The 21,569-nt window shown below is 72.4% G+C and carries 20 protein-coding genes; 15 read left to right on the top strand and 5 right to left on the bottom strand.

Annotated features, from left to right (window positions below; genetic code table 11):
- Window positions 1–85: 85 nt before the first annotated feature.
- Entirely contained in the window at window positions 86–910 is an 825-nt protein-coding gene (locus ACFYXA_RS13360; protein WP_352247602.1) for an NAD(P)-dependent oxidoreductase, read from the bottom strand.
- Between the two features lie 200 nt (window positions 911–1,110).
- Between ACFYXA_RS13360 and ACFYXA_RS13355 the strand changes: the two genes are divergently transcribed.
- The 15 genes from ACFYXA_RS13355 (at window position 1,111) to ACFYXA_RS13285 (ending at window position 17,655) form a co-directional block, all read left to right on the top strand.
- A complete protein-coding gene (locus tag ACFYXA_RS13355; RefSeq protein WP_389031988.1) occupies window positions 1,111–2,085 on the top strand; it encodes a 5-dehydro-4-deoxyglucarate dehydratase in 975 nt (324 codons plus the stop codon).
- Complete coding sequence (locus ACFYXA_RS13350; protein WP_389031985.1) at window positions 2,082–3,257, top strand: hypothetical protein; 1,176 nt, start codon at window positions 2,082–2,084, stop codon at window positions 3,255–3,257. Before ACFYXA_RS13355 ends, ACFYXA_RS13350 begins: the two co-directional genes overlap by 4 nt.
- A 92-nt stretch (window positions 3,258–3,349) precedes the next feature.
- Window positions 3,350–3,946: a TIGR03086 family metal-binding protein gene (locus tag ACFYXA_RS13345; RefSeq protein ID WP_389031982.1), complete on the top strand. Its 597-nt coding sequence runs from the start codon at window positions 3,350–3,352 to the stop codon at window positions 3,944–3,946.
- A gap of 110 nt (window positions 3,947–4,056) precedes the next feature.
- Entirely contained in the window at window positions 4,057–4,809 is a 753-nt protein-coding gene (locus tag ACFYXA_RS13340; RefSeq protein WP_352247605.1) for an MBL fold metallo-hydrolase, read from the top strand.
- Window positions 4,810–5,025: 216 nt separating this feature from the next.
- On the top strand, window positions 5,026–5,691 hold the full coding sequence (locus tag ACFYXA_RS13335; protein ID WP_352247606.1) for a GntR family transcriptional regulator: 666 nt from the start codon (window positions 5,026–5,028) through the stop codon (window positions 5,689–5,691).
- Entirely contained in the window at window positions 5,688–6,599 is a 912-nt protein-coding gene (locus ACFYXA_RS13330) for a dihydrodipicolinate synthase family protein (protein WP_389031977.1), read from the top strand. Before ACFYXA_RS13335 ends, ACFYXA_RS13330 begins: the two co-directional genes overlap by 4 nt.
- Window positions 6,596–8,332, top strand: a complete 1,737-nt coding sequence (gene araD / locus ACFYXA_RS13325) for an L-arabinonate dehydratase (protein ID WP_389031974.1) — start codon at window positions 6,596–6,598, stop codon at window positions 8,330–8,332. Before ACFYXA_RS13330 ends, araD begins: the two co-directional genes overlap by 4 nt.
- 136 nt (window positions 8,333–8,468) lie before the next feature.
- Window positions 8,469–9,404: a sugar ABC transporter permease gene (locus ACFYXA_RS13320; protein WP_352247609.1), complete on the top strand. Its 936-nt coding sequence runs from the start codon at window positions 8,469–8,471 to the stop codon at window positions 9,402–9,404.
- Window positions 9,401–10,300 carry a carbohydrate ABC transporter permease gene (locus tag ACFYXA_RS13315; protein ID WP_352247610.1) on the top strand — a complete coding sequence of 300 codons (900 nt, stop codon included), beginning with the start codon at window positions 9,401–9,403 and terminating at the stop codon, window positions 10,298–10,300. Before ACFYXA_RS13320 ends, ACFYXA_RS13315 begins: the two co-directional genes overlap by 4 nt.
- Before the next feature lie 109 nt (window positions 10,301–10,409).
- Window positions 10,410–11,582, top strand: a complete 1,173-nt coding sequence (locus tag ACFYXA_RS13310; RefSeq protein WP_352247611.1) for a Gfo/Idh/MocA family oxidoreductase — start codon at window positions 10,410–10,412, stop codon at window positions 11,580–11,582.
- A complete protein-coding gene (locus tag ACFYXA_RS13305; RefSeq protein ID WP_352247612.1) occupies window positions 11,582–12,430 on the top strand; it encodes a PmoA family protein in 849 nt (282 codons plus the stop codon). The genes ACFYXA_RS13310 and ACFYXA_RS13305 overlap by 1 nt, the downstream gene beginning before the upstream one ends.
- Window positions 12,427–13,953, top strand: a complete 1,527-nt coding sequence (locus ACFYXA_RS13300) for a family 43 glycosylhydrolase (RefSeq protein WP_389031968.1) — start codon at window positions 12,427–12,429, stop codon at window positions 13,951–13,953. The genes ACFYXA_RS13305 and ACFYXA_RS13300 overlap by 4 nt, the downstream gene beginning before the upstream one ends.
- Window positions 13,954–14,031: 78 nt before the next feature.
- The gene (locus ACFYXA_RS13295; RefSeq protein ID WP_389031965.1) at window positions 14,032–15,378 is read left to right on the top strand and encodes an ABC transporter substrate-binding protein; all 1,347 of its coding nucleotides are present in this window, start codon (window positions 14,032–14,034) and stop codon (window positions 15,376–15,378) included.
- Between the two features lie 129 nt (window positions 15,379–15,507).
- Window positions 15,508–16,302, top strand: coding sequence for a rhamnogalacturonan acetylesterase (locus ACFYXA_RS13290; protein ID WP_389031962.1), 795 nt, complete (start codon window positions 15,508–15,510; stop codon window positions 16,300–16,302).
- A 36-nt stretch (window positions 16,303–16,338) separates the two neighbouring features.
- Entirely contained in the window at window positions 16,339–17,655 is a 1,317-nt protein-coding gene (locus tag ACFYXA_RS13285; RefSeq protein ID WP_389031959.1) for a polysaccharide lyase family 1 protein, read from the top strand.
- A 211-nt stretch (window positions 17,656–17,866) separates the two neighbouring features.
- Here ACFYXA_RS13285 and ACFYXA_RS13280 read toward each other — a convergent pair whose 3' ends face one another.
- From ACFYXA_RS13280 to ACFYXA_RS13265, 4 genes are all read right to left on the bottom strand, one after another.
- Window positions 17,867–18,736 (bottom strand): hypothetical protein, encoded by an 870-nt coding sequence (locus tag ACFYXA_RS13280; RefSeq protein WP_389031956.1) that lies wholly within the window; start codon window positions 18,734–18,736, stop codon window positions 17,867–17,869.
- The gene (locus ACFYXA_RS13275) at window positions 18,733–19,305 is read right to left on the bottom strand and encodes a SigE family RNA polymerase sigma factor (RefSeq protein ID WP_351096876.1); all 573 of its coding nucleotides are present in this window, start codon (window positions 19,303–19,305) and stop codon (window positions 18,733–18,735) included. The genes ACFYXA_RS13280 and ACFYXA_RS13275 overlap by 4 nt, the downstream gene beginning before the upstream one ends.
- A gap of 213 nt (window positions 19,306–19,518) precedes the next feature.
- Window positions 19,519–20,967 (bottom strand): peptidoglycan D,D-transpeptidase FtsI family protein, encoded by a 1,449-nt coding sequence (locus ACFYXA_RS13270; RefSeq protein ID WP_389031953.1) that lies wholly within the window; start codon window positions 20,965–20,967, stop codon window positions 19,519–19,521.
- 121 nt (window positions 20,968–21,088) lie between these two features.
- Window positions 21,089–21,556: a GNAT family N-acetyltransferase gene (locus tag ACFYXA_RS13265; RefSeq protein WP_351340818.1), complete on the bottom strand. Its 468-nt coding sequence runs from the start codon at window positions 21,554–21,556 to the stop codon at window positions 21,089–21,091.
- Between the last annotated feature and the right edge of the window lie 13 nt (window positions 21,557–21,569).

Here is a 21,569-nt window from a genome sequence, read left to right as displayed (position 1 = left end):
GAGCGAGGCCGTTTTACCGTTCCCTTACCGTCCCCGTTCGATCTCGTTCAGCCGAGGAGGCCGTTCTCCGCGGGCTCCGCCGCTGTCAGTACGGCCAGATCGGGGGGTCGGTCACGAAGGGGCCGCCCAGGTGGGTGTGGGCGGGGTTGGACGGATCCGGTTCGCCCTGTTCGGCGATCAGCTTCTCGGCGTACGGCTCGGAGTCGTCCTGCGGCTCGTAGCCGAGGGCCCGCGCGCTGGTGAGGTCCCACCACAGACGCGTGTTGGCGGAGGAGCCGTAGACCACCGTGTGGCCCACGCCCTGGGCGGTGAGCGCGGCGTGGAAGAGGCGGGCGCCGTCGGCCGGGCTCAGCCACACCGACAGCATGCGCACGTTGGTCGGCTCGGCGAAGCAGGAGCCGATCCGCACCGACACCGTCTCCACGCCGTGCTTGTCCCAGTAGAACTGGGCGAGGTCCTCGCCGAAGGACTTGGACAGGCCGTAGAAGGTGTCCGGGCGGCGCGGGGTGTGGACCGGGATCAGCGACTCCGGCGGGAGGGGGGCGTCGCCCTCGGGCCGGGGGGTGAAGCCGACCGCGTGGTTGGAGGAGGCGAACACCACGCGCCCGACGCCCTCCTGGCGGGCGGCCTCATACAGGTGGTACGTCCCCTCGATGTTCGCCTTGAGGATCTTCTCGAAGGGGGCTTCCAGGGAGATGCCCGCGAGGTGGATGATCGCGTCGACGCCCCGCACGGCCTCCCGCAGCGCGTCCAGGTCGGCGAGGTCCGCGGTGATCGCGTCCGGCGCGCCCTCGACGGGACGCACGTCGAGAAGGCGCAGCTCGTAGCCGTAGGCGGGGAGCAGCTCTCGCATGAGGGTGCCGAGGCCACCGGCGGCGCCGGTGAGCAAGATCGTGCGCGGAGCGGGCATCCTCGGGTCTCCTTGGAACTCATGGCCGAGTCTGTGGACGTCATTCACATGCGTGGACACGCTAGGGATCTCGCCCGACCTCCGTCAAGGGGGTGCCGAGTCGACAAGTCTCCTCTCGTGTCGCCGTCCGTGCGCTTGACCGGGCCTGATCGGCTCCCTAGGGTGAACTGCGTTCAGAGATGTGGATGCCGGTCATAACAATGCACGCGTCGCCTCAGGGAGAGTCCGTGACGTCAGCGTCAGCTCCGCTCGCCGCACGCCTTCGCGTCCCCAGCGGACCGCTGTTCTTCCCCGTCACCGCCTTCGGCCCCGACGGCTCCGTCGCCCTCGACGTCTACCGGGAGCACGTGCGTCGCGGGGTGGAGGCCGGCGCGGCGGCCGTCTTCGCCTGCTGCGGCACCGGTGAGTTCCACGCGCTCACCCCGGAGGAGTTCCAGACGTGCGTCCGGGCGGCCGTGGAGGAGACGGGCGGGCGGGTGCCCGTGGTCGCGGGCGCCGGGTACGGGACCGCGCTCGCCGTCCGCTACGCACGGCTCGCGCGGGACGCCGGCGCCGACGGACTGCTCGCGATGCCGCCCTACCTCGTCGTCGCCGCCCAGGAAGGGCTGCTGCGCCACTACCGCGAACTCGCCGCCGCCACCGAACTCCCCGTCATCGTCTACCAGCGCGACAACGCCGTCCTCACCCCCGCGGCCGCCGTCCGACTCGCCCGCACCGAGGGGATCATCGGCCTCAAGGACGGCGTCGGCGACCTCGACCTCATGCAGCGCGTCGTCAGCGCCGTCCGCAGCGAGGTCCCCGGCGACTTCCTCTACTTCAACGGCCTGCCCACCGCGGAACAGACCCAGCTCGCCTACCACGGCATCGGCGTCACCCTCTACTCCTCGGCCGTGTTCTGCTTCGCGCCCGAGATCGCCCTGGCCTTCCACCGGGCGCTCACCGCGGGCGACCTGGCCGTCGTCCACCGCCTGCTGGACGGCTTCTACCGGCCCCTCGTCGAGCTGCGCGCCCTCGGCCGCGGCTACGCCGTCTCCCTGGTCAAGGCGGGTGTGCGGTTGCGCGGCCTCGACGTCGGCGAGGTGCGCCCGCCGCTGCACGAACCGCACGAGGACCATGTCAAGCAGCTCGCCGCAGTGATCGAGCGCGGACACGCGCTGCTGGAGGAGGACCGGTGAAGGCGTCGGCTTTCGTCTATCCCTGGGACGTCAACGGGGATCCGGAGGCGCCCGAGCGGATCGCCGCGCTCGGCGTACGGCAGGCGACGCTCGCCGCCGCCTACCACTCCACCCGCGCCCTCACCCCGCGCCACCCCCGCCACCGCATCGTCACTGCCGAGCACGCCGCCGTGCTGTACCCGACGGACCCGGCCGGCCCGCGCTGGGCGGGCCGCGCCCTGCGGCCCCACCCGGCCGGCGACTGGGCCCCGGGCGACGCCTACGGCGAGGCCGCCACCGCCCTGGAGCGGGCCGGCCTGGAGGTGCACACCTGGGTGGTCCTCGCGCACAACTCCCGCCTCGGCGCCGAGCACCCCGGCACCTCGGTCGTCAACGCCTACGGCGACCGCTACCCGTGGGCCCCGTGCATCGCGCAGCCCGCCACGCGCGCGTACCTCGTCGACCTGGCCGCCGAGGCCGCCGTACGGCCCGGCGCGGCGGGCACCGAGCTGGAGTCCCTCGGCTGGTACGGCCTCCAGCACCTGCACGCCCACGACAAGACGTCCGGGGTCGCCCTCGGGGACGCCGGCATGTACCTGATGGCGCTCTGCTTCTGCCCGTCCTGCCGGGAGGGCTACGCCGGCCGGGGCCTGGACCCCGACCTGCTGGCGGACTCGGTGCGCACCGCGCTGGAGCCGCTGTGGCAGGGTGCCCCCGACGACGACGACGGCTGGGCGGGCGTCGAGAAGCTCCTCGGGCAGGAGACGGCGAGGGTCACACGCGCGTGGCGCGACGAGACCGCCCGCACGCTCCAGGAGGCGGCGGTGGCCGCCGTCCGCGCCGAGGCCCCCGAGGGCTTCCAGGTGCTGCTGCACGCCGACCCGGTGACGTACCACGTCGGCGCCAACCCGGGCGTGGACCCCGCGCACATCCTGTCCGTCGCGGACGGTGTGGTCGTCCCCTGCGCGGACGGCCCCGGCCTGATCACACCCTTCGCCGAGCAGGGCCGCGACGGGGCGGTGCTCGCCGCCAACTTCCCGATCGTCTCCGGCATGGGCGGCGACCCCGGCGGCCTCGCGGCCGGCGCGGCCCGCGCGCGCGACCTCGGAGCCACCGAGCTCCGCCTCTACCACGCGGGCCTGGCGTCCGACGCCGACCTGGAGACGACCCGGAAGGCCCTCGGCGCGCTCTGAAGCCCACGCCCCCCGCAGGGGGGGCCGGGGGCATGGGGCACGAACGTCCGCGCGGAGCGATGAGTTTCCCGCCTCCGCGCGGTCCACCCCATATGACCGACATCGCCACCACACTCGACCTCGCACCTCAGGCCCGTATCGTCGCGCGGCTCGCCGCGGACGTCCGGGACGAGCAGCTCGACGGGCGCACGCCCTGCCCGCGGTACGCCGTGCGGAACCTGCTCGGCCATCTCGGGCACCTCGCCGTCGCTTTCCGGGACGCCGCATGCAAGGACCTGGGCGCCACGACCGACACGGACCCCGGTACGACCCTGCCGGACCTCCCGCCCGGCTGGCGCGAGGAGCTGCCGGCGGCGCTCGACGCGCTCGCCGAGGCCTGGCGGGACCCCGCCGCCTGGACCGGCATGACCCGCGCGGGCGGCGTCGACCTGCCCGGCGAGGTCGCCGGCGCCGTCGCCGCCGACGAACTCGTCGTCCACGGCTGGGACCTCGCCCGGGCCACCGGCCAGCGCTACGCGCCCGACCCGGCGGCGCTGCGCGCCTCCCACGCGTTCCTGCGGGCCGCCGCCGAGGAGGCCGGCGACGACGGCAGCGGGATCTTCGGCCCCGTCGTCCCCGTCCCGCCGGACGCCCCGCTGCTCGCCCGCGCCGTCGGCCTGAGCGGCCGCGACCCGGACTGGACGCCGTGAGCGCTCCGGCTGCGTACGCGTAGACGCATCGCGTAGACGCACCCATGAGCACGACGTAGAGGGAGGTGATCGCGGCGCTTCGCGCCGTGCTGAAACGTACGCTCCCCACCATGCCCCTCAGCCTCACCGTCCTCGGCACCGCCTCTCCGCATCCGGGGCCGGGCCACCCCTGCTCCGGCTATCTCCTGCGCGGCGGGGGCGCCGAGGTGTGGGTGGACGCGGGCACGGGCACGTTCGCCGAGTTGCAGCGGCACACCGACCCGCGGCGGCTCACCGCGATCTGGATCTCCCATCTGCACGCCGACCACTGCGCCGATCTCCTCCCGGCCGTCTACGCGTTCGCGTTCGGCGGCCTCACCCCGCCGGCGCCGGTCCCCGTGTACGCGCCGAGGGACTGCGCGCGGCGGCTGGCCGCCTTCTTCGGGCAGCCGGACGCCCGGTTCCTGACCGGCATCCTCGACTTCAGGGCCCTGCACGACGGCCACTCGGTACGGCACTGGAACCTCAAGCTCACCTCCCGCGCGGTGGCCCACGACACCGAGGCGTACGGGCTGCGCGCCGAGTGCCAGGGGAGCGTCCTCGCGTACTCGGGGGACAGCGGGCCGTGCCCCGCGCTCTTCGAACTGGCCTCCGGCGCGGACCTGTTCCTGTGCGAGGCGGACATCGACCGGCATCGCGACGGCGAACAGGTCCATCTGACCCCGGAGGACGCGGGGGACACGGCCCGGCAGGCCGGTGTGCGCGAACTCGTCGTCACCCACGTCGGGCCCACGCTGACCCGTGAGAACGCGGCCGCGCGGGCCGCCGCCGCGTTCGGCGGCCCCACCCGCTCCGCGCACGAGGGCGACACCGTCCCCCTCTGACCCCGCCGGCGCGGCAGCCCCTTCCTCAACTTCCTTTGCCGGAAGCATTGACGAAACCCCGGCCTGCTCCTACCTTCAACGCGTCGTACTTCGTACGTCATATATGAGACGCGATACACGAGATCCGACGCGGCGCGTCAGCCACGCCGCGCGTCGCCACACCGCACGTCAGCCACGCAGCACGTCACACAGCTCGTCAGACACCGAGAGGCGCGCATGACCTCTGTGCCCACGCCGATCCCCTCCCGCACGCAGTACGTGCTGGAGGAGATCAAACGCCGTATCCTCACCGGGCAGCTGACGCCAGGTCAGGCGCTGGTCGAGACCGAGCTCGCCGCTCAGTTCGGGGTCTCCAAGACCCCGGTGCGGGAGGCGCTCAAGACGCTCGCCGGCACCGGACTGGTCGTCATGAGCCAGTACAAGGGCGTCACGGTGCGCATGGTGGACGCGGACATGGCGCGCGAGGTCTACGACGTACGGCTCCTCCTCGAACCCGAGGCGCTGAAGCGGGCCGTGCGGCGCGGGGCGCCCCTGGACGCCGCCCGCTCGGCGCTGACCCGTGCCGACGAGGCCGCCGACACCGCCGAACGCTCCCTGGCCAACCGGGAGTTCCACCGCGCCCTCTACCTGCCCTGCGGCAACCCGCTGCTCGGCCGGATGCTCGACGAGGTCCGCGACCAGGCCGCCCTGGTCTCCGCCGTCGCCTGGGCCGCCTCCCCCTCCTGGGAGCGGGAGGCCGGCGAGCACCGCGAGATCCTGCGGCTCGCGCTGGCGGGCGACGCCGACGGCGCGGCCAGCGCTCTGCACGCGCACATCGCGTCGTTCGTACGGCGGGCGTTCCCCGAGGCCGGGGAGGCCCAGGGACAGGAAGGCCGGCAATGAGCAGCGTGGCGTTCGAGACCCAACGGGCGGCCCTGGCCGACGTGGTGGCGATCCCGGTGACCCCCTTCGCCGAGGACGGCTCCGTCGACCGGGACACCCACCGGGCCCTGCTGCGCAGGCTGCTCGACGGCGGGATCACCACCCTCACCCCCAACGGCAACACCGGCGAGTTCTACGCCCTCACCCCCGAGGAGCGCCGCCTGGTCACCGAACTGACCGTCGAGGAGGCCGGCGACCGGGCCGTCGTCCTGGCCGGCGTCGGCCACGACGTGCCCACCGCCGTCGCCTCCGCCCGCCACGCCCGTGAGCTGGGCGCGCGCATGGTGATGGTCCACCAGCCCGTCCACCCCTATGTGTCGCAGAGCGGCTGGGTCGACTACCACCGCGCCGTCGCCGAGGCGGTGCCCGAGCTCGGCGTCGTGCCCTACATCCGCAACGCGCGGCTCGCGGGCCTTCGGCTCGCCGAACTCGCCGACGCCTGCCCGAACGTGATCGGCGTGAAGTACGCCGTGCCGGACGCCGCCCGCTTCGCCGCCTTCGCGCGGGACGCCGGTCTTGAGCGGTTCGTCTGGGTCGCCGGCCTGGCCGAGCCCTACGCCCCCTCCTACTTCTCCGCGGGCGCCACCGGTTTCACCTCGGGCCTGGTGAACGTGGCCCCGGCCGTCTCCCTCAACATGATCGAGGCGCTGCGCTCCGGCGACTACCCGGCCGCCATGAAGGTCTGGGAGCAGATCCGCCGCTTCGAGGAGCTGCGCGCCGCCGACGCCTCCGCCGACAACGTCACCGTCGTCAAGGAGGCCCTCGCCTCCCTCGGGCTGTGCCGCCGCGAGGTCCGCCCGCCGAGCCGGCCGCTGCCCGAGGGCGAGCGCGCCGAGGTCGCCGCCATCGCCGCCGGGTGGTCCATATGAGCGACGACGTCAGGAAGCGCCCCGAGGAGCTGCGCAGCCACCAGTGGTACGGCGCCGACGGCTTACGCTCCTTCAGCCACCGCGCCCGCACCCGCCAGCTCGGCTACCTCCCCGAGGAGCACCTCGGCAAGCCGGTCATCGCGATCCTCAACACCTGGTCGGACATCAACCCCTGTCATGTGCACCTCCGTGACCGGGCGCAGGCGGTCAAGCGGGGCGTGTGGCAGGCGGGCGGGTTCCCGCTGGAGTTCCCGGTCTCGACCCTGTCCGAGACCTTCCAGAAGCCGACCCCCATGCTCTACCGCAACCTCCTCGCCATGGAGACCGAGGAACTGCTGCGCTCCTACCCGGTCGACGGGGCGGTGCTGATGGGCGGCTGCGACAAGACGACCCCGGCCCTGCTGATGGGGGCGGCGAGCGTCGACCTGCCGACCGTGTTCGTGCCCGCCGGGCCGATGCTGCCGGGCCACTGGCGCAGCGAGGTCCTCGGCTCCGGCACCGACATGTGGAAGTACTGGGACGACAGACGGGCCGGCCTCATCGGCGACTGCGAGATGGCCGAGCTGGAGAACGGCCTCGCCCGCTCGCCCGGCCACTGCATGACCATGGGCACGGCGTCCACGCTGACCGCCGCCGCCGAGGTGCTCGGAGTGACGGTCCCGGGCGCGTCGAGCATCCCCGCCGTGGACTCCGGACACGACCGGATGGCCGCAGCGGCGGGCCTGCGCATCGTCGAACTGGTCCACAAGGGCCGGACGTTGAACGACATCCTCACCCAGGACGCCTTCACCGACGCCGTCACCACCGTCCTCGGTCTCGGCGGCTCCACCAACGCGGTGATCCACCTCATCGCCATGGCGGGCCGGGCCGGCGCCGCGCTCACCCTCGACGACTTCGACCGCATCGCCCGCACGGTGCCCGTCCTCGCCGACGTGCGCCCCGGCGGCCAGAAGTACCTGATGGAGGACTTCCACTTCGCGGGCGGCCTGCCCGGATTCCTCTCCCGGATCCCCGACCTGCTCCACCTGGACCGCCCGACCGTCGCCCACGACACCCTGCGCGAGCAGATCGCCGGCGCCCTGGTGCACGACGACGACGTCATCCGCACCCGGGACAACCCGGTCGCGAGCGAGGGCGGGGTCGCCGTCCTGCGCGGCAACCTCTGCCCGGACGGCGCCGTCATCAAGCACATCGCCGCCGAGCCGCACCTGCTCAAGCACACCGGCCCCGCCGTCGTCTTCGACGACTACCGGACGATGCAGCGCACCATCAACGACCCCGCGCTGGACATCACCGCCGACAGCGTGCTCGTCCTGCGCAACGCCGGCCCCAAGGGCGGCCCGGGCATGCCCGAGTACGGCATGCTCCCCATCCCCGACCACCTGCTCAAGCAGGGCGTGCGGGACATGGTCCGCATCTCCGACGCCCGTATGAGCGGCACCAGTTACGGCGCCTGCGTCCTGCACGTGGCGCCCGAGTCGTACGTCGGCGGACCCCTCGCCCTCGTGCGCACCGGGGACTCGATCACCCTGGACGTCGAGGCGCGCTCCCTTCAACTCAACGTCGACGACGAGGAACTGGAGCGCCGCCGGGCGCGGTGGACGCCGCCGCCCGTGCGCTACGAGCGCGGTTACGGCGCGCTCTACAACGAGCAGATCACCCAGGCCGACACCGGCTGCGACTTCGAGTTCCTGGCCCGCCCGGGCAAGGTGCAGGACCCGTACGCGGGCTGAAACGCCGCACCACGCGCACAACTCGGCACACCCATGTGCAGCGAGAAAGCGCTTCCCGCGCCACGCGTGACCCACGCACCCCACACGCGGGGCACCACGCACGCGCACGCACCACGTACCAGAACGGAGAAGAGTCATGGCCCAAGCCGCAGCCGTGGCCAAGCGGCCCGCGCCACCGAGGCGGCGCCGGGCCTCCGCCACGCCCCGCAGACTGCCGTACCTGCTGATCGCACCGGCGGCCCTGCTCATGCTGGGCTTCATCGCCTACCCGGTCATCAGCGTCTTCTACTACAGCCTGCAGAACTACAACCCCACCAAACCGTGGCGCAACGGCTACGCGGGCTTCGACAACTTCGTCCACGCCTTCACCGAGGACCCCGTCTTCTGGGACACGCTGGCCTTCAGCGCCAAGTGGGTCTCCGTCGAGGTCGGACTCCAGCTGATGTTCGGCCTCGCCCTGGCCCTCATCGTCAACCAGACCTTCGTGGGCCGCGCCCTGGGCCGCGCCCTGGTGTTCTCCCCCTGGGCCGTCTCCGGCGTGCTGACCTCCGCGATCTGGGTACTGCTCTACAACTCCCAGACGGGCATCACCCGTTACCTCGCCGACGTCGGCATCGGCTCGTACGGGACCAGCTGGCTGTCGGACACCTCCACCGTCTTCCCGGCGGCGATCGTCGCCGACCTGTGGCGCGGCGTGCCCTTCTTCGCGATCCTCATCCTCGCCGACCTCCAGTCCGTCTCCAAGGACCTGTACGAGGCCGCCGAGGTCGACGGGGCGTCCCGGCTCCAGCAGTTCCGGCACATCACGCTGCCCCACCTGAAGGACGCCATCGTCCTGTCCACGCTGCTGCGCGCGGTGTGGGAGTTCAACAACGTCGACCTGCTCTACACCCTGACCGGCGGCGGCCCCGCGGGCGAGACCACCACCCTCCCGCTCTACATCGCCGACACCAGCGTCGACGCCCACAACTTCGGATACGCGTCCGCGCTGACCACGGTCGCGTTCGTCGTCCTGCTCTTCTGCTCCATGGTCTACCTGCGGCTGAGCAAGTTCGGAAGGGAGGCCAAGTGATCACCAAGGAGGCCACCGTGCCGGCGCCCACGCCCGTGAGCGCGCCCGCCGCGCCCGAGCAGCGGCCGCGCGGCAGCGACCGCTCCTGGGACGAGGTCCCGCGCTGGCAGATCTACCTGCCCCTGTCGGTCTACCTCGTCTTCACCCTGATCCCCTTCTACTGGATCCTGCTCTTCGCGCTCCGCCCGCCCGGCTCGACCTCGCTCGTGCCCTGGCCGATGACGTTCGACCACTTCGACAAGGTCTGGACGCAGCGGGGCTTCGGCACCTACTTCCAGAACAGCCTGCTCGTCGGCGTCGCCACCCTGGTGATGACGACGGTGGTCGCGCTGGCCGGCGGCTACGCCCTCGCCCGCTTCGACTTCAAGGTCAAGCAGGGCTTCATGCTGGCCCTGCTCTGCTCCCAGTTCGTGCCGGGCGCGCTGCTGCTGGTCCCGCTGTTCGAGATCTTCGCCGGACTGAAGATGATCAACTCGCTGGGCAGCGTCATCCTCGCCGAGACCGTCTTCCAGCTGCCGCTGTCGATCATCCTGATCAGCAACTTCATCAAGAACGTGCCGTACTCGCTGGAGGAGGCGGCCTGGGTCGACGGCTGCAACCGTCTGACGGCGTTCCGGGTCGTCGTGCTGCCGCTGCTGCGGCCCGGTCTGATCGCCGTCGGCTCCTTCGCCTTCGTGCACTCCTGGAACCACTTCCTGTTCGCCCTGATGTTCCTCAACAACCAGGACAAGCAGACCATCCCGGTCGGCCTCAACACCCTGATGAGCGCCGACAGCGTCGACCTGGGCGCGCTCGCCGCGGGCGGCATCATCGCCGCCGTCCCCGTGGTGATCGTCTTCGCCTTCATCCAGAAGTGGCTGATCACGGGCTTCAGCGCGGGGGCGGTCAAGGGATGAGCGCTTGCACGGCACACCCCGGCCGGACGCCTACCCTGCACCGAAAGATCGACGGCGCCGCGGCGGCCGCCCGTGAGGCGGCGCCCGGCGCGGGCGCAGGGAGGACCCCATGAACACCGCAGTCCCCATCGTCCTCGCGGGCGCGCGCGGCCACGGCCGCTGGCACCTGGACAACATCCGCCGGCTCCAGGACAAGGGCGTCGTCCGCCTGGCGGGCGTGTGCGAGCTGACCCCGCTCACCCCGGACGAGATCCCCGAGGGCCTCGGCACGCCCGAGCAGTCCGCCGACTTCGGCGCGCTGCTCGACTCCACCGGCGCGCGGATCGCCGTGATCTGCACCCCGATCCCCACCCACACCGACCTGGCCCTGACCGCGGCGGCCAAGGGCGTGCACCTGCTCCTGGAGAAGCCCCCGGCCCCGTCGTACGCCGAGTTCCGGCGGATGGCGGACGGGGTCGCCGCGGCGGGCGTGGCCTGCCAGATCGGCTTCCAGTCGCTCGGCTCGCACGCTGTGCCCGCGATCCGGCGGCTCCTCGACGAGGGGGCGATCGGCGAGGTCGTCGGGGTCGGCGGGGCCGGCGCCTGGGCCCGCGCGGAGACCTACTTCCGGCGCGCGCCCTGGGCCGGCAAGCGGCGGCTGAACGGCGTCGACGTCATCGACGGCGCCCTCACCAACCCGCTCGCGCACGCCGTCGCCACCGCCCTCGCCCTGGCCGGCGCCACCCGTGCCGAGGACGTCGCCCGTATCGAGACCGAGCTGGCGCACGCCAACGCCATCGAGTCCGACGACACCTCCTGCGTCCGCGTCACCACCGCCGGCGACCTGCCCCTCGTCGTCGCGGCCACCCTGTGCGCCGAGGACCCCGACGACCCGTACGTCCTCGTCCACGGCACCAGCGGCCGGATCACCTACTGGTACAAGCAGGACCGCGTCCTGGTCCAGCGCGCCGGCCACGGCCCCGAGGAGATCGAGCACGGCCGCACCGACCTGCTGGAGAACCTCGTCGACCATCTCACCGACGGCGCCGGGCTGCTCGTCCCGCCGGCCGCGACCGAGGCGTTCATGCGGGTCGTCGAGGCGATCCGCGTCGCCCCCGACCCGGTGCGGCTGCCCGACGACGCCTGGCGTCCGGTGCCCGGCGAGGGCCGCCGGGCCGTCCCCGGCGTCGACGGGCTGGTCGCGGCCGCCGCCGACACCCTCGCGCTGTTCTCCGAGCTCGGCGCCCCCTGGGCGCGCACCACCACGTACCCGCCCGCGCATCCCGAAGAGGTGAGCACTTGATGACGGCACCCGACGCACCGGTCGTCCTGCGCGTCGCGGGCCGCCCCGTCGGCCGGTACGTCACCCGGCCGGAGCTGCCCGCACGGCTCTCCCCGCGCCCCTATCTGCACCCCGTGACCACCCTGGCCGGCACGGCGGTCACCGAGCTGAGCCCCGCCGACCACACCCACCACCTCGGCGTCGGTGTCGCCGTTCCCGACGTCGAGGGGTTCAACTTCTGGGGCGGACGCACCTACGTCCGCGACCAGGGCCCCACCGAGCTCGACAACCACGGCTCCCAGCGGCACACCGCGTTCCAGCTGTGCGACCCCGACGGGCTGGTGGAGGAGCTGCGCTGGGTCGCCGCCGGGGCCGAGCTGCTGCGCGAGCGCCGCACGGTCGCCGCCGGGGAGCTCACCGGCTCCGCCTGGGCACTGGACTTCACCTTCTCCCTCACCAACGTCACCTCCGGCCCGGTCACCATCGGCAGTCCCGCCACCAACGGACGCCCCGGCGCCGCCTACGGCGGCTTCTTCTGGCGCGCCCGCAAGGAGGCCACGGCGCCCGAGGTGTTCACCGCGGCGGCCGACGGCGAGACGGCCGTCCACGGTGAGCGCGCCGACTGGCTGGCCCTGACCGGCGCGGACTGGACCCTCGTCTTCGCGGGCGCCACCGACGCCACCCGCCGCGACCCCTGGTTCGTGCGCACCGCCGAGTACCCGGGCGTCGGCTCCTCCCTGGCCGGCGAGCGGCGGCTCGCGATCGCGCCCGGCGAGACGGCCGTCCGGCGGCTCGTCACCGTAGTCGCCGACGGCCGCCTGGACCGCGACGAGGCGGCCTCCCTCGTGCGGAAGGCGGTCAGCCAGTGAGCGGCGGGACGTACACCAACCCGGTGCTGAACGCCGACTGGTCCGACCCGGACGTCGTGCGCGTCGGCGGCGACTACTACCTCACCGCCTCCAGCTTCGGCCGCGCCCCCGGCCTGCCCCTGCTGCACTCGCGCGACCTGGTCAACTGGACGCTGATCGGCCACGCCCTCGAACGCCTGCAACCCGCCCGCGAGTTCGCCTCCCCGCGGCCCGACTGCGGCGTCTGGGCGCCCTCCCTGCGGTACCACGACGAACGCTTCTGGATCTTCTGGGGCGACCCGGACCAGGGCGTCTTCCAGATCAACGCGCCCGGGATCAGGGGCCCTTGGACCCGGCCGCACCTGGTGAAGAAGGGCAAGGGACTGATCGACCCCTGCCCCCTGTGGGACGAGGAGAGCGGCGAGGCGTACCTCGTGCACGCCTGGGCCAGGTCCCGCTCCGGCGTGAAGAACCGCCTCACCGGCCGCCGGATGCACCCCGACGGGACGTCCTTGCTCGACGAGGGCAAGGTCGTCGTCGACGGCGACCGCATCCCCGGCTGGTTCACCCTCGAAGGCCCCAAGCTCTACCGGCGCGACGGCTGGTACTGGATCCTCGCGCCCGCCGGGGGAGTGGAGACCGGCTGGCAGGGAGCCTTACGCTCCCGGGACTTCTTCGGCCCCTACGAGCACCGGATCGTCCTGGAGCAGAAGGACACCGGCGTCAACGGCCCCCACCAGGGCGGCTGGGTGCGCACCCAGGCCGGCGAGGACTGGTTCCTGCACTTCCAGCAGCGTGGCGCGTACGGCAGGGTCGTCCACCTCCAGCCGATGCGCTGGGGCCCCGGCGGGGAGTGGCCGGTGATCGGCGACGAGGGCGCGCCCGTCGCCGTCCACCGGCGGCCCGACCTGCCCCCGCAGCCGCCCGCCGCGCCCGCCGCCGACGACGACTTCCCCGGCGGACGCTTCGGCCGCCAGTGGAGCTGGACGGCCAACCCCCGCGACGGCTGGGCCACCCACCACTCGGGGGACGGGCTGCGGCTGACCTGTGTGAGCGCGCCCACCGTGCACGACCTGCGCACCCTGCCGCACGTCCTCACCCAGCGGCTGCCCGGCGACCCCTGCGCCGTGGAGGTCGAACTCACCCTGCACGCCGAGGAGTCCGGCGCACGGGCCGGACTCGCGGTCCTCGGCGACGCCTTCTCGTGGATCGGGCTGCAACGGGGGACCGACGGGACGGTCCACCTCGTGCACCGGTTCGCCGAGGCCGTCGCCGACCGGGAGCGGGACGCCGGCCATCCGCGGCCGGTGCCGCGGCAGGCGGCGCCCGACGGGCGGGCCCGGCTGCGCGTCGAGATCGGCGAGGGCGCGCGCTGCCGCTTCTTCTCCGACGTCGGCGACGGCATGCGCCCCTCCGGGCCCGTCTTCGCCGCCACCCCCTGGCGCTGGGTCGGAGCGCTGCTCGGCCTGTTCGCCGCCGCCCCGGACCGGCCGGGACACGCCGGGGCCGCCGTCTTCTCGCGCTTCCGGATCAGCCCCCTCTGACGCACCGCCGCCCCCCACGCCCGGCCCCCCACACCTTCACAGAAACCCTCGTTGGATCCCAAAGAAGAGAGCCGACCAATGAAGATCAGCGTTCACAGAAGCAGGCGTGCCGCCGTGGCCGTCGCGCTCGGATCCGTCCTCGCCCTGACCGCCACCGCCTGCGGTGACGACGGAAGTGGCAGCGGCGGCGACAAGGGATCCGACGGCAGCGGCAAGGGCAAGATCGTCTTCTGGGACAACAACGGCGGTGTCCGCACCGACATCTGGAAGGAGGTCATCGCCGACTTCGAGAAGCAGAACCCGGACATCGAGGTCGAGTACGTCGGCATCGCCTCCACCGAGTACCAGTCCAAGGTCGACACCGCCATCCAGGGCGGCGGCCTGCCGGACGTCGGCGGCGTCGGCGCCGCGATGCTCGCCGGGTTCGCCGCGCAGAACGTGCTGGAGCCGCTGGACGACCGGGTCGGCAAGTCCTCCCTCAACGGCAGGCTCAACGAGGACATGGTCAAGGTCCTCAAGGCGTCCGGCGGCGGCGACGGCACCCTGTACTCGGTGCCGACCTCCGCCAACAACGGCGTCCTGTACTACCGCACCGACCTGTTCAAGGCGGCCGGCCTGGAGGCGCCGACGACCTGGGACAAGTTCTTCGCCGCGGCGGAGAAGCTCACCGACGCGGGCAAGAACAGGTTCGGGTACACCATCCGCGGCGGCAAGGGCTCCATCGCCCAGGCGCTGGACGCGATGTACGGCCAGAGCGGGATCACCTCGTTCTGGAACGGTGACAAGACCACCGTCAACGACCCGAAGAACGTCGCGGCGCTGGAGAAGTACGCGGCGCTCTACAAGAAGGTCACCCCCGCGGCCGACCTGAACAACGACTTCACCAAGATGGTCGCGCAGTGGGACTCCGGCACCATCGGCATGCTGAACCACAACCTGGGCTCGTACCAGGACCATGTGAAGGCGCTCGGCGTCGAGAAGTTCCGGGGCATCCCGCAGCCGGCGGGCGCCGACGGCAAGCGGGTCCAGGTGTCCAACCCGGTCGACGGGCTCGGCCTGTTCAAGAGCTCGAAGAACAAGGACGCGGCGTGGAAGTTCATCGAGTTCGCCACCTCCAAGGCGGAGAACTCGAAGTTCAACGAGTCGGCGGGGCAGGTGCCCGCCAACAACGACGCGGCGAAGGACGCGTGGATCTCCAAGGCCGAGCCGACGAAGCTGGCCGCGCAGGCGCTGACGGACGGCTCGACGACGATCGTCCAGCTGCCGTACTACCTGCCGGACTGGAACACCATCTCCAAGTCGGACAACGAGCCGAACTTCCAGAAGGTGCTGCTCGGCAAGACCAGCGCGAAGGACTTCCTGGACACGCTGGCCGACCAGCTGAACAAGGCTCAGACCGAGTGGAAGAAGCAGCAGAAGAGCTGACGCCGCACGGGGCGGCCCGTGGTCCCGCGGGCCGTCCCCGGCTTTCGCGCCCACGCGACGGAGCCGCACATCGATACGGCCCCTGGCCCCTGAGGAAACCGCACCCCCTCTGTTGAAAGGTGCACCATCGTGTCCCTTACGCGCAGACAGGCCGCCGCTGCCGCCCTCTCCGTCCCCCTCGTCTTCGCGGGCGCCGGCGCCGCGCACGCCGGGCCCCGCCGGGGGAGGACCCTCTACATCGCCGGCGACTCCACCGCCGCCCAGAAGTACGCCGACGCCGCGCCCGAGACCGGGTGGGGGACGGCGCTGCCCTTCTTCCTGCGCGAGTCGGTGGCCGTCGCCAACCAGGCCGTCAACGGCCGGAGTTCGAAGAGCTTCGTCGACGAAGGGCGGCTCGACGCGATCCTTGCCGTGATCCGGCCCGGCGACGTACTGCTCGTGCAGTTCGCGCACAACGACGAGAAGGCGACCGACCCCACCCGGTACACCGAGCCCTGGACGACCTACCGGGACTTCTTACGGAGGTACGTCGACGGGGCCCGGGCGCGCGGGGCGCGGCCGGTGCTGCTGACGCCCGTGGAGCGGCGGCGGTTCGACGCGGCGGGCGACGCCGTGCCGACCCACGGCGAGTATCCGGCGGCGATGCGCGCGCTGGCGCGGGAGGAGGGCGTCCCCCTGCTCGACCTCCAGGCGCAGTCGCTCGCGCTGTGGCAGGAGCTCGGGGTGGAGGGGACGAAGACCTACTTCAACTGGACCGGGTCCGAGCAGGACAACACGCACTTCAATCCGCCCGGCGCGATCGCCCTGGCCCGGCTCGTCGCCGCGGGTCTGGCGTGCGACCGGGTGCTCGCGCGCCGGGACGTACGCCGGCTGGACGCGGAGATCCCGGTCTCCTGGATCACCTGGCCGCCGGCCGCTTCCTGAGAGTCATCCCCTTCGACGCCGAAAGAGAGCCGCACCGTGAACGCACAGAGATGGCATGGGCATGCCGTAAACATGGCCGTGGTCGGCTGCACCGCCCTCGCGCTGACCGCCACCGCCCCCACCGCCCAGGCGCAGCCCTTCCGCGACCCCGCCCGGCAGACCCTCCCGGCGGGCGACGGATGGGCGTCGTACGGCACAGGGACCACCGGCGGGGCCGCCGCCGACGCCCAGCACGTCTACACCGTCACCACCTGGGCCGAGTTCAAGGCCGCCCTCGCCGCCGGCGGCAGCGCGCCCAAGATCATCAAGGTGAAGGGCACGATCGACGCCGTGTCGCAGGGGTGCGACTCGCTCGCCGCCCCCGGCTACGACTTCGACGCCTACCTCGCGAAGTACGCGCCGGAGAAGTGGGGCCTGGACACCGACCTGAGCGCCGAGCCCGACGACAGCCCCGAAGGGCTGCGCCGCGTCTCCGCCGCCAACCAGGACCAGCGGATCAAGGCGAGCGTCCCCGCCAACACCACCGTCATCGGCGTCGGCCGCAACGCCGGGTTCAAGGGCGCCAGCCTGCAGATCAGGGCCGTCGACAACGTCATCGTCCGCAACCTCGCCTTCGAGAGCCCCGTCGACTGCTTCCCCCAGTGGGACCCCACCGACGGCTCCAAGGGCAACTGGAACTCCGAGTACGACACCGCCGTCGTCCATGGCTCCACCCACGTCTGGCTGGACCACAACACCTTCACCGACGGCTCCCACCCCGACAGCGCCGCGCCCACGTACTTCGGGATGCTCTACCAGCAGCACGACGGCGAACTGGACATCGTCCGCGGCTCCGACCACGTCACCGCCTCCTGGAACGTCTTCACCGAGCACGACAAGACGATCCTGATCGGCAACAGCGACAGCGAGTCCACCGCGGCGGGCGACCGGGGCAAGCTCAAGGTCACCTTCCACCACAACCTGTTCTCCCACCTGGTCGAGCGGGCGCCCCGGGTGCGGTTCGGGCAGGTCGACTCCTACAACAACCACTTCGTCGCCGACTCCTCCTACTCCTACAGCTTCGGCATCGGCAAGGAGTCCCGACTCGTCGCCCAGCACAACGCGTTCACCCTGCCCAGCGGGGTCAGCGCGGCCAAGGCGCTGAAGCGGTGGAACGACTCGCCGGTCACCGCCGACGACAACCACGTCAACGGCAAGCCCGTCGACCTGATCGCCGTGCACAACGCCGAGATCCCCGGCGAGACGCTCCGCTCCGGCGCGGGCTGGACGCCGACCCTGCGCACCAGGGTCGACCCGCCCGGGGCCGTCCCCGGGATCGTCCGCGCCGGAGCCGGCGCCGGGAAGCTCTGCTGACCCGACGCCGTCACGACGGGCCGGGACCCCGCGGTCCCGGCCCGCTCCCCTCGACCCGAGCCGCACGCGAAGGAGGACCCGCATGCCCTCGCCCCGTCCCCGGCCGCTCCCGTCCCGCAGGAGCATCCTGACCCTCGCCACCGGCGCGCCCGCCGGTACCTGACCGGCCCGACGCCCTCCCGCGCGTCCCGTCCTCGCGGCCCCGGCTGCCTCAGTCGTCGTCCTGGGCCGCGAAACCGCCGCCCACAAAGAGGTCGGCGGAGCCCGCCCTCGCGGTGACGGCGTAGTCGTCGTCCTTGGCGTCCCGGCCGCCGCGCTCGTGGCTGTACTGCCCCGCGAACACCCACTCGCCCTCGGGGACCGTACGGCCCTCCTTGAGCACCCAGGTGTAGACGAGACAGCCGTCCCGCTCGGCGACCGAGAACGTGAAGTCGGCTTCCGCCAGGGAGCGCCAGGCCCCGGCCGGGGACACGCCGCCGGTCTGCGCCACCTTCAACGTCACGGTGAGCGAGGTCAGTTGCTCGGCGGCCTTGAGGGTGATGTTGCTCTGCCCCCAGAAGGCGTTGCTGTGCGGGTCGACCGAGCCGTCCGACCACAGCGGGCCGTCCTCGGCGCCGCGGGAGGGCGGCGGAGTCGTGGTGACGGGCGGCGGGGCCGGGGCCGAGGGGGTGGACCGGGCGCTGTGCGACGGGGAGGCGCTCGGCTCGACCGGCTCCCGCCTCTCGTGCCCGGAACTCGGCGCCGGCTTCGGGGAGGCGGGCGGACGGCTGGTGGCCTCGGGGGAGGGGACCGGCGGCGAGGACACCGCCACCGTCTGCTGCTGCGGCGGGGTGTCGCCGCGTACGGCCGCCGCCACCGCGTAGCCGCCGACCGCGAGCATGCCCGCGACGGCCGCCGTGGCCCCCACGATCCGCGTCCAGCTCCACAAGGGCGGCCGGGCGTCCCGGCGTGCGGCCCGCTCCTCGCCGGCCATGCCGCGCTCGATCCGGGCGAGGATCCGCTCGCGGTTCGGCTCGTGCGCCCCGGCCGCCTCCCGCAGCCGGGCGCGCAGCTCGTCGTGCACGTCCCGCCGCATCGTCATCGGTTCCTTCCTCCGGCCTGGCCGGTGCGGACCGTGAGCACGGCGTGCTGCACCTTGCGCGGAGCGCCTTGTGGGCCGAGCAGCTTCTGCAACTCGGCCATTCCCTTGGAGGTCTGGCTCTTCACCGTACCCACCGAGACCCCGAGCGCGAGCGCGGTGTCCTTCTCCGAGAGGTCGAAGGCGTGCCGCAGCACCACACAGGCCCGCTTGCGGAACGGGAGTCTACGCAGCGCCGACTGGACGTCCACCACGCCCGCCACGTCGGGGTTCTCCGTCTTCTCCTCGCGCTGCGACCAGAACAGGGTGATCCTGCGGCGCTCGCGCACGGCGCTGCGGATCCGGGTGCGGGCGAGGTTGGCGACGACTCCGCGCGCGTACGCCACCGGGTGGTCGGCCGAGCGGACCCGGTCCCAGCGGTGCCACAGCGCCAGCAGCGCGTCCGCCGCCAGATCGTCGGCGGCGTCCGCCTCCCCGGTCAACAGATGGGCGAGCCGGGACAGTTCGGCGTAGTGGCGTTCGAAGAAGTCGTGGAACTCCACCGAGGCGGCGTCGTCGACGACTGTGCCCACGGGTGACCTCTTCTCGCTGCGGACTGCCGGCGTCCCGGCCGGGGGCGCGTGCATGTCATGTGAATGACATGAGGATGCCCCGGGGAGGACGTCGGGACGAGATCCGGAAGCGTAGCAGTGATCATCAGATCGGCCTGGCGCAGGGGTTCGAGTTGGCTCGAACGATGCGACGCGTTCTCACACGCCTTGGCGCCCTGAGTGCTCGACGGCCCCTCAGTCCTTCAGGGCCGCCTTCATCGCGGCCCTGGCGACCGGGGCGGCCAGGCCGTTGCCGCTGACCTCCGAGCGCTGCGCGTTCGACTGCTCCACCACCACCGCCACGGCGACCGCCTTGCCGCCGGCCTTCCCGTACGAGGTGAACCAGGCGTACGGCGTCTGGCTGTTGTTCTCGCCGTGCTGGGCGGTGCCCGTCTTCCCGCCGACGGCGACCCCGTCGATCCGGGCGTTGGTGCCGGTGCCCTGTTCCACGACCGTCCGCATCGCCGACTGCAGCTGCTCGGCCGTGCCGGCGCTGACGACCCGCGTCGTCGACGGCTTGTCGTACTCCTCCAGCGCGTCGCCGCCACCGTCGGTGATCTCCGAGACCATGTGCGGCTCGACGAGCACCCCGTCGTTGGCTATGGCGGCCGACACCATGGCCATCTGGAGCGGGGTCGCGGTCACGTCGTACTGGCCGATGCCGCTCAGCGCGGTCGACGACGCGTTCATGCCGGACGGGTACACGCTCGGGTAGGCCCGCACGGGCACGTCCTGCGACGTGTCGTCGAAGCCGAACTTCTCCGCCATGGCCCGCACCTTGTCCTGCCCCAGCTGGACGGCCATGTGGCCGAAGACGGTGTTGCACGAGTACTGGAGCGCCACCCGGATCGAGGCGTTCGCGCACGGGGCGGAGGCGTTCTCGTTGCGCAGGACCGTCCTCGTGCCCGGCAGCGGATAGGGGTCCGGGCTGTCCGTCGGCTGGTCCACCGACGTGTACAGGCCGCTCTCCAGCGCCGCCGCCGCGACGACCAGCTTGAACGTGGAGCCCGGCGGCAGCGGCTGCCGCAGCGCCCGGTTGGTGAGCGGCTTGTCCGGGTCGGCGGTGAGCTTCTTCCACGCGGCCCCGGCGGTGTCGGCGGCGGTCAGCGAGGACGGGTCGTACGACGGCGTCGACACGACCGCCAGCAGCTTCCCGGTGGCCGGGTCGACGGCGACGGCCGCGCCCTTCTTGTCGCCGAGCGCGTCGTAGGCGGCCTTCTGCACGGCCGGGTCGATCGTGGTGACCACGTCACCCGGAGCGGCCCGGGTGTCGGTGACCGCGTCCATCACCGTCCGCAGCCTCGGGTCGGTGCCGTTGAGCAGATCGGCGTAGACCCCCTCCAGCTGTGTGGGGGCGTAGCTCTGCGAGGCGTAGCCCGTCACCGCCGCGTAGAGCTTGCCGTCCGTGTACGTGCGCCGGTATCTGAGGTCGTCGCCCGCCGTGGCCGCCGAGCCGGTGATCGCCTTGCCGGCCACGACGATGTTGCCCAGCGGCGCCGAGTACGTCTCGATCGCGTTCCGCCGGTTGTCCTGGTCGTCCGCCAGCGCCCGGCCCTCGTAGAACTGCACCCAGGTCGCCCGGAGCAGCAGGGCGAGGGTCAGCAGCAGCGTGAAGAGCGAGGCGCGCCTGATCGTCTTGTTCATCGCACCCGGAAAGACGAACCGGCGGAAGGGGATCGTTCCCTTCCGCCGGTTTTCTCATCAAGCGCTCATGTTTCTTACCTGTTCACGCTTTTTCTCACCTGAGGCCTCTGCTCACCCCGGTTCACGCTTCCAGCCTCAGGACGACCTCCGGCGTCTCCTCGCCGCGCGCGTTGGCGAAGCCCGAGGCGTGGGCGGTGACGCGGAAGCCGCACTTCTCCAGCACCCTCAGGGAACCGGCGTTGTCGGCCGCCGCCCGGGCATACAGCGGACGCTCGGGAACCTCGGCGAGGAGCGCCCGCAGCGCGGCCGTCGCGATGCCCCGGCCCCAGTGGGAGCGGTCCACCCAGTACGTCACCTCGCGCTCGCCCGGCTCCCCGTACACCGCCGCATGACCGACGACGTCCCCGTCGGTCAGCACCGTGCGCACCAGGGCGCCGGACCTCACCCGTTTCCAGTGCTCCTCGAACTGGGACCGGTCGGACGGGTCCGGCGGGGTGAACGCGGCCATCCGCAGGGCCTCGGGGTCGTTCATCTGCCGGTAGAAGACCGGCAGATCGCTGTCATGGACGGGACGCAGGTCGATCTGCATGCCCCCGAGGCTA

The sequence above is a fragment of the Streptomyces sp. NPDC002566 genome (assembly GCF_042889585.1).
Lineage (GTDB): Bacteria > Actinomycetota > Actinomycetes > Streptomycetales > Streptomycetaceae > Streptomyces.
The sequence above is the reverse complement of the archived record's forward strand: the minus strand, read 5'-3'. Positions and strand labels throughout refer to the sequence as shown.